The organism is Bradyrhizobium sp. SZCCHNR1053 (assembly GCF_032381235.1).
GTDB lineage: Bacteria > Pseudomonadota > Alphaproteobacteria > Rhizobiales > Xanthobacteraceae > Bradyrhizobium.
In genome coordinates this window covers 69,853-84,290 of sequence record NZ_JAUHJM010000006.1, presented here as the reverse complement: position 1 = coordinate 84,290, position 14,438 = coordinate 69,853, and the positions used below count along the sequence as shown (strand labels likewise).

11 protein-coding genes and 1 pseudogene are annotated in these 14,438 nt (G+C 66.6%); 9 read left to right on the top strand and 3 right to left on the bottom strand.

Features of this window, described 5'->3' with window-relative positions:
- Window positions 1-103: 103 nt before the first annotated feature.
- The 8 genes and pseudogenes from QX051_RS16570 (at window position 104) to QX051_RS16535 (ending at window position 9,497) form a co-directional block, all read left to right on the top strand.
- Window positions 104-1,600, top strand: a complete 1,497-nt coding sequence (locus QX051_RS16570) for a CoA-acylating methylmalonate-semialdehyde dehydrogenase (protein ID WP_315776855.1) — start codon at window positions 104-106, stop codon at window positions 1,598-1,600.
- Window positions 1,601-1,770: 170 nt separating this feature from the next.
- Window positions 1,771-2,916: an isobutyryl-CoA dehydrogenase gene (locus tag QX051_RS16565; RefSeq protein WP_315776854.1), complete on the top strand. Its 1,146-nt coding sequence runs from the start codon at window positions 1,771-1,773 to the stop codon at window positions 2,914-2,916.
- The gene (locus tag QX051_RS16560; RefSeq protein WP_315776853.1) at window positions 2,913-3,989 is read left to right on the top strand and encodes an enoyl-CoA hydratase/isomerase family protein; all 1,077 of its coding nucleotides are present in this window, start codon (window positions 2,913-2,915) and stop codon (window positions 3,987-3,989) included. Before QX051_RS16565 ends, QX051_RS16560 begins: the two co-directional genes overlap by 4 nt.
- A 10-nt stretch (window positions 3,990-3,999) precedes the next feature.
- Window positions 4,000-4,908: pseudogene (mmsB, locus tag QX051_RS16555) on the top strand (3-hydroxyisobutyrate dehydrogenase); the annotation flags it as partial.
- Window positions 4,908-6,638, top strand: coding sequence for an AMP-binding protein (locus QX051_RS16550; RefSeq protein WP_315776851.1), 1,731 nt, complete (start codon window positions 4,908-4,910; stop codon window positions 6,636-6,638). The pseudogene mmsB and the gene QX051_RS16550, both read left to right, overlap by 1 nt.
- Before the next feature lie 6 nt (window positions 6,639-6,644).
- Window positions 6,645-7,121 (top strand): MaoC family dehydratase, encoded by a 477-nt coding sequence (locus tag QX051_RS16545; RefSeq protein WP_315739161.1) that lies wholly within the window; start codon window positions 6,645-6,647, stop codon window positions 7,119-7,121.
- 135 nt (window positions 7,122-7,256) lie between these two features.
- Window positions 7,257-8,174, top strand: a complete 918-nt coding sequence (locus tag QX051_RS16540) for an SDR family NAD(P)-dependent oxidoreductase (RefSeq protein ID WP_315776850.1) — start codon at window positions 7,257-7,259, stop codon at window positions 8,172-8,174.
- Between the two features lie 96 nt (window positions 8,175-8,270).
- Window positions 8,271-9,497, top strand: a complete 1,227-nt coding sequence (locus QX051_RS16535; RefSeq protein ID WP_315776849.1) for a TIGR03862 family flavoprotein — start codon at window positions 8,271-8,273, stop codon at window positions 9,495-9,497.
- Between the two features lie 225 nt (window positions 9,498-9,722).
- Here the strand turns inward: QX051_RS16535 and QX051_RS16530 are convergent, their stop codons facing one another.
- The 3 genes from QX051_RS16530 to QX051_RS16520 all read right to left on the bottom strand — a co-directional run bounded on the left by QX051_RS16530 (window position 9,723) and on the right by QX051_RS16520 (window position 13,265).
- A complete protein-coding gene (locus tag QX051_RS16530) occupies window positions 9,723-10,802 on the bottom strand; it encodes a D-TA family PLP-dependent enzyme (RefSeq protein ID WP_315776848.1) in 1,080 nt (359 codons plus the stop codon).
- Between the two features lie 152 nt (window positions 10,803-10,954).
- Entirely contained in the window at window positions 10,955-12,766 is a 1,812-nt protein-coding gene (locus QX051_RS16525) for an ABC-F family ATP-binding cassette domain-containing protein (RefSeq protein WP_315776847.1), read from the bottom strand.
- A gap of 4 nt (window positions 12,767-12,770) precedes the next feature.
- Window positions 12,771-13,265, bottom strand: a complete 495-nt coding sequence (locus QX051_RS16520) for a YaiI/YqxD family protein (RefSeq protein ID WP_315776846.1) — start codon at window positions 13,263-13,265, stop codon at window positions 12,771-12,773.
- 126 nt (window positions 13,266-13,391) lie between these two features.
- On the opposite strand from QX051_RS16520, the gene QX051_RS16515 reads away from it, so the two are divergent.
- Window positions 13,392-14,192, top strand: coding sequence for a hypothetical protein (locus QX051_RS16515; RefSeq protein ID WP_315776845.1), 801 nt, complete (start codon window positions 13,392-13,394; stop codon window positions 14,190-14,192).
- Window positions 14,193-14,438 lie beyond the last annotated feature (246 nt).

Sequence of the window (14,438 nt, the reverse complement as noted above, 5' to 3'; positions counted from 1 at the left end):
GCATTTTCGCAGCGCCGGGCAGCGCTTAGACCCTTCCCAAACGCCGCAAAGACTGCAAGATGCCGGCCAAATCGGCACTGCTTACCCCTGCGGAGGATACCCCATGCGTTCGATCGGTCATTTCATTGGCGGCAAAGAGGTCAAGGGCACGTCTGGACGGACGGCCGACGTCTTCGAGCCCATGACCGGCGACGTTCAGGCCAAGGTCGCGCTGGCCTCTCGCGCCGAGCTCCGTGCCGCTGTCGAGAACGCAAAGGCGGCGCAACCGGCCTGGGCCGCGACCAATCCGCAGCGCCGCGCCCGCGTGATGATGAAGTTCGTCGAACTCGTCCAGCGCGACTACGACCAGCTCGCCGATCTGCTTGCGCGGGAGCATGGTAAGACCGTCCCCGACGCCAAGGGCGATATCCAGCGCGGCCTGGAGGTCGCGGAGTTCGCGTGCGGCATTCCGCACCTGATGAAGGGCGAGTACACTGAGGGAGCCGGCCCCGGCATCGACATCTATTCGATGCGCCAGCCGCTCGGTGTCGTTGCCGGCATCACGCCGTTCAATTTCCCGGCGATGATTCCGATGTGGAAGTTTGCCCCTGCCATCGCCTGCGGCAATGCCTTCATCCTCAAGCCCTCGGAGCGCGATCCGGGCGTGCCGATGAAGCTCGCCGAGCTGATGATCGAGGCCGGGCTGCCGGCGGGCATCCTCAATGTCGTCAACGGCGACAAGGAGGCGGTCGACGCCATCCTCGAGGATCCTGACATCATGGCGATCGGCTTCGTCGGCTCGTCGCCGATCGCGCAGTACATCTATTCGCGCGCGGCTGCGCACGCCAAGCGCTGCCAGTGCTTCGGCGGCGCCAAGAACCACGCCATCATCATGCCCGACGCCGATCTCGACCAGGCGGTCGATGCGCTGATCGGCGCCGGCTACGGCTCGGCCGGCGAGCGCTGCATGGCGGTCTCGGTCGCCGTGCCCGTCGGCAAGACCACGGCCGACCGGCTGATGGAGAAGCTGATCCCGCGCGTTGAAAGCCTGAAGATCGGCACCTCGGTCGATCCCTCGGCCGATTTCGGTCCGCTGGTGACCCGCGAGGCGGTCGAGCGCGTCAAGAATTATGTCGATATTGGCCTCAAGGAAGGCGCGACGCTCGCCGTCGACGGCCGCGGCTTCAAGATGCAGGGCTACGAGAACGGCTTCTACATGGGCGGGTGTCTGTTCGACAACGTCACCAAGGACATGCGGATCTACAAGGAGGAGATCTTCGGCCCGGTGCTGTCGGTCGTGCGCGCCAAGGACTACGCCGAGGCGCTGGCGCTGCCGTCGGAGCATGATTACGGCAACGGCGTCGCGATCTTCACCCGCGATGGCGACGCGGCGCGCGACTTCGCGGCCAAGGTCAATGTCGGCATGGTCGGCATCAACGTGCCGATCCCGGTGCCGATCGCCTACTACACCTTCGGCGGCTGGAAGAAGTCCGGCTTCGGCGACCTCAACCAGCACGGTCCGGATTCGATCCGCTTCTACACCAAGACCAAGACCGTCACCTCGCGCTGGCCGTCCGGTGTCAAGGAAGGCGCGGAGTTCTCGATCCCGCTGATGAAGTGAGGTCGGGTCCGTTCGGACTCTCTCCTTCGTCATTGCGAGCGAAGCGAAGCAATCCAGGATCTTTCTGCAGAGGCAGTCTGGATTGCTTCGTCGCCTTCGGCTCCTCGCAATGACGGCGCATGAGGAAAGCGCAAAGACCAACAAACAAGACTAGGAAACGCGGAGAACGGATGCAGTTCGCTCTCGACGAGGATCAGATCGCGGTGCGCGACATGGCGCGCGCCTTCGCGGCCGAGAAGATTGCCCCGCATGCGCTGCGCTGGGACGAGGAGAAGCATTTTCCCGTTGATGTGATGCGGGAGGCGGCGGGCCTCGGCATGGGCGGCATCTACATCCGCGACGATGTCGGCGGCTCGGGCCTGAGCCGGCTCGACGCGGCACTGATCTTCGAGGCGCTGGCGACGGGCTGCCCCACGGTCTCGGCTTTCATCTCGATCCACAACATGGCCTCGTGGATGATCGACACCTTCGGCACCGAGGCGCAGAGGCAGGCTTACTTGCCGAAGCTCTGCGCCATGGATCTGATCGCGAGCTACTGCCTGACCGAGCCGGGCGCGGGCTCCGATGCGGCGGCGCTGCGCACGCGCGCGGTGCGCGACGGCGACGACTACGTGCTCAACGGGCAGAAGCAGTTCATCTCCGGTGCCGGCGCCACCGACATCCTCGTCGCGATGGTGCGAACCGGCGCCGATGGTCCCGGCGGCATCTCCACGCTGGTGATCGACGCCAATGCCCCCGGCGTGTCGTTCGGCGCCAATGAGCGCAAGATGGGCTGGAATGCGCAGCCGACCCGGGCCGTGATCTTCGAGAATGCGCGGGTGCCGGTGGCCAACCGGCTGGGTGAGGAGGGCATTGGGTTCAAGATCGCGATGGCAGGGCTCGACGGCGGCCGTCTCAACATCGCCGCCTGCTCGCTCGGCGGCGCGCAGGCGGCGCTCGACAAGACGCTGGCCTATACGAAAGAGCGCAAGGCGTTCGGTAAGCGGCTCGACGAATTCCAGGCGCTGCAGTTTCGCATCGCCGACATGGCGATCGAGCTGGAGGCGGCGCGCACCTTCGTCTGGCGCGCGGCGGCTGCGCTCGACCGCAAGGATGCTGACGCGACCATGCTGTGCGCCATGGCCAAGCGCTTCGGGACCGATGTCGGCTTCGAGGTCGCCAACCAGGCGCTGCAGCTGCACGGCGGCTACGGCTATTTGAGCGAATACGGCATCGAGAAGATCGTCCGCGATCTGCGCGTGCACCAGATTCTCGAAGGCACCAACGAGATCATGCGCCTGATCGTGTCGCGCAAGCTGATCGAGGCGGCGCGATGAGCGAGGTCATCGAAGGCGACCTGATCATCCGCCGCGAAGGCTCGGCCGGCATCATCCGGCTGAATCGGCCGAAGGCGATCAACGCGATGACGCTGGAGATGTCGATGGGCATCGATGCCGCGCTGGATCAGTTCGAGGGCGATCCGGCCGTCGCAATTGTCGTGCTCGAAGGCGCGGGCGAGCGTGGACTTTGCGCGGGCGGCGACATCCGCGGGCTCTATGAGAGCTCGAAGACGAACGGCGATCTCGGCAAGGTGTTCTGGCGCCAGGAATACATCATGAACGCGCGCATCGGGGCGTTCCCAAAACCCTATGTCGCCTACATGGACGGGCTGGTGATGGGCGGCGGCGTCGGACTATCGGCGCATGGCCGTCACCGCATCGTGACCGAGAAGACCAAGCTCGCGATGCCGGAAGTCGGCCTCGGCTTCTTTCCCGACGTCGGCGGCACCTGGCTCTTGTCGCGCGCGCCTGGCGAACTCGGCGCCTATTTCGGCCTGACCGGGCAGACCATGAACGGGCCCGATGCGATCCATGCGCGCTTTGCCGATGCCGTGGTGCCGACCGAGAAATGGCCGGCGCTGCGCGAGGTCCTGACCAAAGTCAGGCCGGGCACGCTGTCGATCGAGATCGACCGGCTGATCGCCGGCTTCGCGACGTCGGAGACGGCCGGCCCGGTGGCGGCGCAGCAGGCGAAGATCGACGCGTGGTTCGCCCATGACAGCATGCACGACATCTTTACCGCGCTGAGAGCGGACGGCTCGGAGCTCGCGTTGGCGACGCTGAAGACGCTGAAGGAGAAGTCGCCGCGCGGCATGGTCGTAACGCTCAAGCTGCTGCGACTGGCACGCGGTGCGGCGTCCCTGGAGGAATGCCTGGTGCGCGAGTATCGTGCGGCGCTCGAAGTGTTCCGCAGCGACGATTTCCGCGAGGGCGTGCGTGCGGCGATCATCGACAAGGACCGCAATCCCAGATGGTCGCCGCCTGATGTTGATCAGGTGACACCGGAGATGCTGGCGCCATATCTCGCCGAGATCGGCGCCGACGAGCTGACCTTTCCGCAGAGCAAATAACAATCAGGTCGAGGGGAGAGAACGAACCATGGCAACGATCGCATTCATCGGCCTCGGCAACATGGGCGGACCAATGGCCGCCAACCTGGTCAAGGCCGGCCACAAGGTGGTCGCGTTCGATCTGGTCGAGGCCTCGCGCGTCCAGGCCAGGGCCGATGGCGCCGAAATCGCCGACAGCGCCGTCGCCGCGGCCAAAAGCGCCGATGCCGTCGTCACCATGCTGCCGGCCGGCAAGCATGTGCTGGCGGTCTGGACCGAGGTCGTGCCGGCAATGACGAAGGGCGCGCTGATCATCGATTCCTCGACCATCGACGTCGAGAGCGCGCGCGCCGCGCATGTGCTGGCCGCCAAGCACGGCATCGCCGCCGTGGACGCGCCGGTGTCCGGGGGCACCGGCGGCGCCAAGGCCGCAACGCTCACCTTCATGTGCGGCGGCGAGGAAAGCGCCTTCGCCACGGCCAAGCCGATCCTGGAGAAGATGGGCAAGAAGATCGTCCATTGCGGCGGCGCAGGCGCCGGGCAGGCGGCCAAGATATGCAACAACATGATCCTCGGCATTTCGATGATCGCGGTGAGCGAGGCCTTTGCGCTCGGCGAAAAGCTCGGCCTGTCGCATCAGGCGCTGTTCGACGTCGCCTCGACCTCGTCAGGACAGTGCTGGTCGCTGACATCCTATTGCCCAGTGCCGGGCCCGGTGCCGGCCTCGCCGGCCAACAACGACTACAAGCCCGGCTTTGCGACCGCGCTGATGCTCAAGGACCTCACGCTGTCGCAGGACGCCGCCAAGGCGGCCGGCGCGGCGACGCCGCTCGGGCAGCATGCGCAGGAGATCTATAAGGCATTTGAGGCTGCCGGCCATGGCGGCGTCGATTTTTCCGGGATCATTCAGCACGTCCGTAAGCTCGCCGGGACCATCTGATGACGACATTCAAGGACGCGCGCGCGTTTCTGCTGGCGCATCGCACCGACTACGATGCGGCCGTGAAGGGTTTTCGCTGGCCCGATCCCGTCCCGTTCAACTGGGCGCTCGACTGGTTCGATGCCGAACTCGCATCTGATCCGGAGAGTCGCGAGCGGACGGCGCTATGGATCTTCGATGCCGCGCAGGACCGCCAGACCAAGCTGTCCTTCGCGGCGCTGTCGCGCCGCTCCAACCAGGTCGCGAATTTCCTGCGCGCGCAGGGCTTGAAGCGCGGCGACCATCTGCTGCTGCTGCTCGGCAACGTCGTGCCGCTGTGGGAGACGATGTTGGCGGCGATGAAGCTCGGCGTCGTCGTGATCCCCGCGACGACGCTGCTGACCACCGACGAGCTGCGCGATCGTCTGGAGCGCGGCCGCGCCAAGGCCGTGGTCGCGGCGCAGGATCAGGTTGCGAAGTTCGCCGATCTCGGCGCCGATGATCTCGTCCGGATCGTCGTCGGCGCGGCGGCCACGCCCGCCGGCTGGCTGCCGTTCGAGCAGGCGGCTGACGCGGCCGAGGCGTTCACGCCGGATGGGCCGACGCAGCCGGATGATCCGATGCTGCTCTATTTCACCTCGGGCACCACGGCCAAGCCGAAGCTGGTGCGGCACAGCCACCGCAGCTATCCGGTCGGCCATCTCTCGACCATGTACTGGCTCGGCCTGCAGCCGGGCGACGTGCACCTCAACATCTCCTCGCCGGGCTGGGCCAAGCATGCCTGGAGCTGCTTCTTCTCGCCCTGGAATGCCGGCGCCACGGTATTCGTGGTCAATCAGCCGCGCTTCGACGCCAAGGGGCTGCTCGCGATCATCAAACGCTGCGGCGTCACGACGCTGTGCGCGCCACCCACGGTGTGGCGGCTGTTCATCCAGGAGCACCTCGCCGACTTCAAGGTCTCGTTGCGCGAGGCCTGCGGCGCCGGCGAGCCGCTCAATCCGGAGGTGATCGATCAGGTGCGTGCCGCCTGGGGGCTGACGATTCGCGACGGCTATGGCCAGACCGAAACCGCGGCCATCGTCGGCAACTCGCCGGGCCAGAAATTGAAGATCGGCTCGATGGGTCGGCCGCTGCCGGGCTATCGCGTCGAGGTCGCCGACATCGACGGCAATCTCGCCAGCGAAGGCGAGATCACGCTGGCGCTCACCGGCGAGCGTCCGGCCGGCCTGATGCAGGGCTATCAGGGCGACGACGGTAAGCTGTCCGGCGCCGATGGCACGCGCTACCGCACGGGTGACGTCGTGTTCCAGGACGGCGACGGCTATCTCACCTTCGTCGGTCGCTCCGACGACGTGTTCAAATCGTCCGACTACCGCATCTCGCCGTTCGAGCTGGAAAGCGTGCTGCTGGAGCATGAGGCCGTCGCCGAGGCTGCCGTTGTGCCGTCTCCGGATCCCATCCGTCTCGCCATCCCGAAAGCCTATGTGTTGCTGACGGCCGGCGCGGAGCGCTCGCGCGCCACGGCGCTGTCGATCTTCGTGCATCTTCAGGCGCGGCTGGCGCCGTTCAAGCGCATCCGCCGGCTCGAGCTCGTGAGCGAGCTGCCGAAGACGATCTCCGGAAAGATCCGCCGCGTGCAGCTGCGCCGGCTGGAGCATGAGGACGACCGCACGGATCATCTGCGCGGCACGGAGTTCAAGGAAGAGGATTTCCCGGAGCTGAAGACCAGGCCGTCCGGGCACGAGGTGTAGGAACGCATGAACCAGATCTGGAAGAAGCCGCCGATTTCGCTCGCAGCCTATCAGGCCATGGTGGGCCAGGAGATCGGCGTGTCATCGTGGCACGTGCTCGATCAACAGCGCATCGACACCTATGCCGATGTGATCGAGGATCATCAATTCATCCATGTCGATCCGGAGAAAGCCAAGGCGACGCCGTTCGGCACCACGATCGCGCACGGATTCCTGACGATGTCGCTGTTGTCAGTGATGTCCTACGAGGTCATGCCGGCGATCGAGGGCACGGCGATGGGCGTCAATTACGGCTTCGACAAGCTGCGCTTCATCTCGCCGGTGAAATCGGGAAAACGCGTGCGCGGCCGCTTCGTGCTGGCGGAAGCCACGCTGCGCAAGCCCAAGGAGTTGCAGTCGCGCACCAATGTCACGGTCGAGATCGAAGGCGAGGACAAACCCGCGCTGGTCGCCGACTGGATCGGACTGATCTATCTCAGCTAACTCTCTTCGTCCCAACCCACCCCTCGTCATCGCCGGGCTTGACCCGGCGATCCAACAAAACTGAGAGTTTTTCGAAGTGGATGGATGCCCGGGTCAAGCCCGGGCATGACGAGCCTAGAACCTAGGACAAACATCATGGCAATCAGATTCGACGGACGCGTCGCCATCGTCACCGGCGCAGGCAATGGTCTCGGACGCGCGCATGCGCTGGGACTGGCGAGCCGCGGCGCCAAGGTCGTGGTCAATGATTTCGGCGGCGCGCGCGACGGCACCGGCGGCTCGATGACCGCGGCGGAGACGGTGGTCGAGGAGATCCGCAAAGCCGGCGGCACCGCGATGGCTGACGGTGCCGACGTCTCGAATTTCGAGCAGGTCACGGCGATGGTCAAGCGCGCAACCAAAGAGTGGGGCAGCGTCGACATCATGTGCGCCAATGCCGGAATCCTGCGCGACAAGTCGTTCGGCAAGATGGAGGTTGCCGATTTCGCCAAGGTGCTCGATGTGCATCTTGTCGGCAGCTTCTACTGCTGCAAGGCGGTGTGGAACGGCATGCGCGAGCGCAATTACGGCCGCATCGTGCTGACGACCTCGTCCTCGGGCCTGTTCGGCAATTTCGGGCAGGCCAACTACGGCGCGGCCAAGACCGGCATGGTCGGCCTCATGAACGTGCTGGCGGAGGAGGGCCGCAAGACCAACATCCGCGTCAACATCATCTCGCCGACGGCGGCGACGCGCATGACGGAGGAACTGCTGCCACCGCAGGCGCTGCAGCTGATGAAGCCGGAATCGATCACGCCCGCGGTGGAGTATCTGCTGAGCGAGGACGCGCCGACCCGGACCATCGTGGGCGCGGGTGCCGGCTCCTTCGCGGTGATCAGGATCCTGGAGAGCGAGGGCATCAACCTGCCGCCGGAGGAATGGACGCCGGACGCGATCGCCGCGCATTTTGCCGAGATCAGCGACATGTCGAAGGCGAGGGCGCTGCAGGGAGCGTTCGAGCAGACGCAGAAATATGTCGGTCAGGCCGCCGCGCGGCTGGGGATCAAGCTGTAAGACACGATGCCCGGGTCGAACTCCGCCGTCATGGCCGGGTCAAGCCCGGGCATGACGACCTTTTGCTCGGCGACCTGCTCGGCCTAGATTGGCGCCATGTCCTCTTCAAACCAAGTCGCCGTCATCGGAGCCGGCCCGGCCGGGCTGATGGCGGCCGAGGTGTTGGCCGAGGGCGGTGCTGCCGTGACCGTCTACGACGCCATGCCGTCGGTGGCGCGCAAGTTTCTGATGGCCGGTCGCGGCGGCCTCAACCTCACCCATAGCGAAGAGCTGCCCGCCTTCCTGGCGCGCTACCGCGAGGCGGCGGCGTGGCTTGAGCCGGCGATCCGCGCGTTCCCGCCGCAGCGGCTGCGCGACTGGTGCGAGGCGCTGGGCGAGCCGACCTTCGTCGGCTCCTCGGGCCGCGTGTTTCCGAGGGCAATGAAAGCCTCGCCGCTGCTGCGCGCGTGGCTGCGCCGCCTCGATGCGCAGGGCGTGCGCGTCGAGTTGCGGCATCGCTGGACCGGCTGGGACGCGGACGGACATCTCACATTCGAAACGCCGGCGGGAGCGCGCGCGGTCGCCGCTGACGCTGTCGTGCTCGCGCTCGGCGGCGCCTCTTGGCCGCGGCTCGGCTCCGACGGCGGCTGGGTGCCGATCCTGGCGGCGAAGGGCGTCGCGATCGCGCCGCTGCGGCCGGCCAATTGCGGCTTCACCGTCGCCTGGTCAGACATCTTCCGCGATCGCTTCGAGGGCCAGCCGCTGAAGGGCATCGCGCTGTCGTTCGGTGATCGCGGCGTGCGCGGGGAGGCTGTCGTCACGCGCGATGGCATCGAGGGCGGCGCCGTTTATGCGCTGTCGGCGGAGCTGCGCGAGGCGATCGCGCTGACAGGGGGGGCGATCCTGCACGTCGCGCTGCGGCCCGACCTCGCGACAGCCGATCTCATCACGCGGCTCTCGGCACCGCGCGGCAAGCAGTCGTTCTCGAACGTGCTGCGCAAGGCGGTGCAGTTGTCGCCGGTGGCGATCGGGCTGCTGCAGGAGGCGGCCAAGGCGCACGGCCTGTCACTCTCGTCGCTGCCGCCCGATCGTCTCGCAGCGCTGATCAATGCCGTGCCGCTGAAGCTGGCGGGCACCGCCGGACTCGCCCGCGCCATCTCCAGCGCCGGCGGCATCGCGCATGACGAGCTTGACGCCGATTACATGCTCAAACGCCTGCCCGGTGTGTTCGCCGCCGGCGAGATGCTCGATTGGGAAGCCCCGACCGGCGGCTATCTGCTGCAAGCCTCGTTCGCGACCGGGGCCGCCGCGGGCAGGGGCGTCTTGAAGCGGCTCGAATTGTAGGGTGGGCAAAGCGAAGCGTGCCCACCATTGGCATTCGTACAAGAACGCGGTGGGCACGACGCTTCGCGTCTTTGCCCACCCTACAGATTTCTCGTCATTGCGAGCGAAGCGACGTGTCCGCCGAAGCTCCTCGAGCGTAGGTGGAAGCAATCCAGGGTCACGCGCGCGACTCTGGATTGCTTCGTCGCTTCGCTCCTCGCAGTGACGCTGCGAGAGAGCTTCGTCCTACCGCAGCTTGCCCCGCGCGGCGACGGGCAACACGCCCACAATCTCCTCACCACGCACCATCACGACCTCGTCCATCATGTTGACGACGACGCAGACGTGGTTGGGGATGATGCGCACGACGTCGCCGACATTGGGGCGGGTGTTGCTGCGGGAGAGATCGAGGAAGCCGTGCTCCTCGGCGAAGCGCGCGATCTTCGCTTCCGGGTGCTCCAGGATCAGGCCGTGGCCGTCGAGGCCGCCGGTGTCGGTCGTCAGCGTCTTCGAGCCGGCGTCGAGGATGCCGCGCTCGGGCGCGGCGCGGCTGACGACGGTGGAGTAGATGTGCAGCGCGCAGTCGTCCCAGGTCGCGACCCCGGCGGCGACCTGCATGCGGTCGTTGTAGATGTAGGTGCCGGGCCGGTGCTCGGTGGCGCCCTTGAGCTTGCCGAGATTCTTCAGGTTCGGCGAGCCGCCGGTCGAGACGATGGCAGCCTCCAGCCCGTCGGCGCGGACGCCGGCCAGCGCCTCGTCATAGAACCGCTGCGCCTCGTCCCAGCCGGTCTCGGTCGGGTACATCATGAAGCCGGCGAAGCGCAGGCCCTCGCTGGCCTTGATCTGGCGCGCAAGCTGGATCGCCTCGGCCGGTGTCTCGACGCCGGCGCGCTTGCGGCCGGTGTCGCATTCGACCACGACCGACAGCGTGCGGCCGGATTGTTTTGCTGCCTGCGGCAGGCCGGCGATCACGGTCGCGTTGTCGGCGGCGACGGTCATATCGGCCTTGGTCTGCAGCGCGGCAAGACGCGCCATCTTCTCCTCGCCGATCAGGTTGTAGCTGATCAGGATGTTGCTGATGCCAGCGGCCGCCATGATCTCGGCCTCGCCGATCTTCTGGCAGGTGATGCCTTGCGCGCCGGCCTCGATCTGCAGCTTGGCAAGCACCGGGCTCTTGTGGGTCTTGATGTGCGGGCGGTTGGCGACGCCGGCGGCTTCGCATTGCGTCTGGATGCGCGCGATGTTGCGCTCAACCCTGTCCATGTCGATGACGGCGCAGGGCGTGCCGTAGTCCCTGGCGATCTTGGCGGCGAGCGGGGTGGTCATGTCATTTACTCCATATAACCGTCATTGCGAGGAGCGAAGCGACGAAGCAATCCAGAGTCACGACTGCAGCCCTGGATTGCTTCCGCCGTCGCCCTTCGGGCTATGGCGGACATGTCGCTTCGCTCGCAATGACGAAGTGATTTCGATGAACGTCACGCGCCCTCGATCTCCTCGCGCAGCACTTCGAGCTCCAACCAGCGGTCTTCGGCGGCGGTGAGCTCGGCTTGCGCAGTGGCGATCGCGAGGGAGGCGGCGTCGAATTTCTTGCGGTCTTTCGCATACAGCGCGGGGTCGGCGAGCACGGCCTGCTGCTTGGCGATCTCGGCTTGCAGCTTGGCGATCGTCTTCGGCAAGGTCTCCAGCGCGTGCTTCTCGTTGAAGGAGAGCTTGCGCTTCGGCGCGCTCGCAGGCGCCGCGGCCGCGTGCTTGGTTTCCTTCTTCTCCTCAGCCGCCTTGGCATGCTGGCGCTTCAGGTCGGCGCCGCGCTGCGCCAGCATGTCGCTGTAGCCGCCGGCGTATTCCTGCCATTTGCCGTTGCCCTCGGGGACGATCACCGAGGTGACCACGCGATCGAGGAAGTCGCGGTCGTGGCTGATCAGGATCACCGTGCCCTCGTAGTCGCCGAGCATGTCCTCGAGCACGTCGAGTGTCTCCAAGTCGAGATCGTTGGTCGGCTCGTCCAGCACCAGCAGGTTCGATGGCTTGGCCAGCGCGCGCGCCAGCATCAGCCGGCCGCGCTCGCCCCCGGAGAGCACTTCGAGCGGCGTGCGCATCTGCTCGCGCGAGAACAGGAAGTCCTCCATGTAGCCGACGACGTGCTTCGGCTTGCCGGCCACCATGACGTGATCGCCGCGGCCGCCGGTCAGCGCTTCGGCGAGCGTCGTCCGGGGATCGAGGCTCTCGCGGTGCTGGTCGAGCGTCGCCGTCTCCAGATTGACGCCGAGCCGGATGCTGCCACTGTCCGGCTCGCTGCCGCCGGTGAGCAGGTTGACCAGCGTGGTCTTTCCGGCGCCGTTGGGGCCGACGATGCCGATGCGGTCGCCGCGCTGGATGCGGATGGAGAAGTTGTCGACGATCTTGCGATCACCATAGCTCTTCGATGCGCCCTTCGCTTCGATCACCAGCTTGCCGGACTTGTCGGCCTCGGCCGCGGCGAGGTTGGCGGCGCCCGCCGTGCCGCGATAGTCGCGGCGCTGCTGGCGCAGCGCATGCAGATTGGCGAGCCGTTTGACGTTGCGCTTGCGGCGGCCGGAGACGCCGTAGCGCAGCCAGTGCTCTTCGTTGACGATCTTGCGGTCGAGCTTGTGCTGCTCGCGTTCTTCCTCCGCCAGCACCTCGTCGCGCCACGCCTCGAACGCCGCAAAGCCGCGGTCGATCTGTCTGATCTGGCCGCGGTCAAGCCACGCTGTCGCGCGGGACAGATTGGTGAGGAAACGACGATCGTGACTGATCAGCACCAGCGCCGAGCTTCGGCCGTCGAGCTCGTTCTCCAGCCACTCGATGGTCGTGAGGTCGAGGTGGTTGGTCGGCTCGTCCAGCAGCAGGATGTCGGGGTTGGGCGCAAGCACGCGCGCCAGCGCCGCGCGGCGCGCCTCGCCGCCGGAGACATGCGCGGGATCCTCTTCTCCAGTCAGTCCGAGCTGCTCGACGAGATAGCGCGCCTGATAGTGATCGTCGCCCGGGCCGAGCCCGGCCTCGACATAGGACAGCGTGGTGGCATGGCCGGAGAAATCCGGCTCCTGCGGCAGATAGCGAACCGTGGCGCCCGGCTGCACGAAGCGGGTGCCGCTGTCGCATTCGACGAGGCCGGCGGCGATCTTGAGCAGCGTCGACTTGCCGGAGCCGTTGCGGCCGATCAGGCAGACGCGCTCGCCGGGCGAGACCGACAGTTCGACGCCCTGCAGCAGCGCGGTGCCGCCGAAGGTCAGGCGGATGTCTTTGAGTTGGATGAGAGGCGGCGCCATATCTCTAGCTCTGCTGCTGGACCCGCGCCGCGCGCTGGCGCTGCAGGCGGCGGATCGTGGTATCGAGGGTGGAGAGGAAGGTGGAGCGGTCGCGCGGCGTGAACGAGCGCGGGCCGCCGGTCACCTCGCCCGATGACCGCAGATCGGTCATGAGGTTGCGCACAGCGAGCGTCATGCCGATCGACTCCTCGGTGAACGGCTTGCCGTTCGGTGCGATCACGGCGCTGCCGGCCTTGACGCAGCGGCTCGCCAGCGGAATGTCCGCGGTGATGACGACGTCGTCGGCGCCGGCGCGCTCTGCGATCCAGTCATCCGCGGCATCCATGCCGCTGCCGGCCGCCACGCGCGTGATCAACGGATCCTCCGGCACGCGGATGAAGCCGCCGGCGACGACGATCACCGGCAGACCGTGCCGGATCGCGACGCGGTAGATCTCGTCCTTCACCGGGCAGGCGTCGGCGTCGACATAGATGTTGATCGGGGCGGTTTCGGTCGTCATCGGGCCATCGGTTGGAATGGTCCGGTTGGTACTCCATCGCAGCGGGAATTGCGAGCCAAACGCGCCGCTTGCCACGGCCTTTCCGGCCGCTACCATCGGCCAAAAATGGGGCAACGGGAGGCAAGGATGGTAGACGGAATCGCGGCGTATGCGGTCGAGGCGTTCAACACGGCCAAGCAGTCCGAGAACAAGATGCACGACGACAGCGTGGCCCGGCGGTTCGGCTTCGCCGGCGGCCTGGTGCCCGGCGTCGAGGTGCTGGCCTATATGCTGCATCAGCCGGTCGCGCGCTGGGGGCGGGCGTTCCTGGAACGTGGGCTGATCGAGGCGCGGTTCACCAAGCCAGTCTATGACGGCGAGATCGCCGAGGTCAGGGCGGAGGAGGTCGGCGACGGGCTCCGCCTGGAGGTGACGAGTAAAGGCGAGATCTGCGCCACCGGTTCCGCGTCGTTGCCGGCGGCGGCGCCCGACGTGGTGCTGGCCGGCTATCGCGATGTTCCGCCAGCAGCGGTGCGGTCGGCGATCGGCGCAGACTCGTTCGCCGTCGGCAGCTGGCTGGGCACTGCGCCACGCGCCTGGCCGGGGCAGGCGGCGACGGCCTATCTCGCCGAGATCCGCGAGCGCGATCCGATCTATTCCAGCGAGCGGCTCGGTCATCCCGGCATGCTGCAGCGGGTGATGAACCGCCTGCTGGTCGACAACATCGTGCTCGGTCCGTGGATTCACGTCGGCTGCCGCATGCAGCTGCTGTCGGCGATTGCCGAAACCGACGAGATCACCGCGCGTGGCCGGGTGGTCGCGAACTACGAGAAGAAGGGGCACCGCTTCGTCGAGATCGATGCGCTGGTGGTGGCGAACGGCACGCGGCCGCTGGCGCACTGTCACCATGTGGCGATCTACCAGCCGCGCGCGCAGGCGGCGGCGTAATGGTAAAAGGCAGGCGGCATCCATAAAGCAGCTGTCATGCTCCGCGCAGGCGGAGCATCCAGTACGCCGCGACGTCTCGGCTGAATCGTAACCGCCTCGGAGTATTGGATCGTCCGCATGCGGACGATGACAGTTGAGATTGGGGCATGCTGGTCGCCCCACACTCCCGTCATTGCGAGCGCAGCGAAGCAATCCAGACTGTCTCCGTGGAAGGATTCTGGATTGCTTCGCTACGCGCTACGCTCG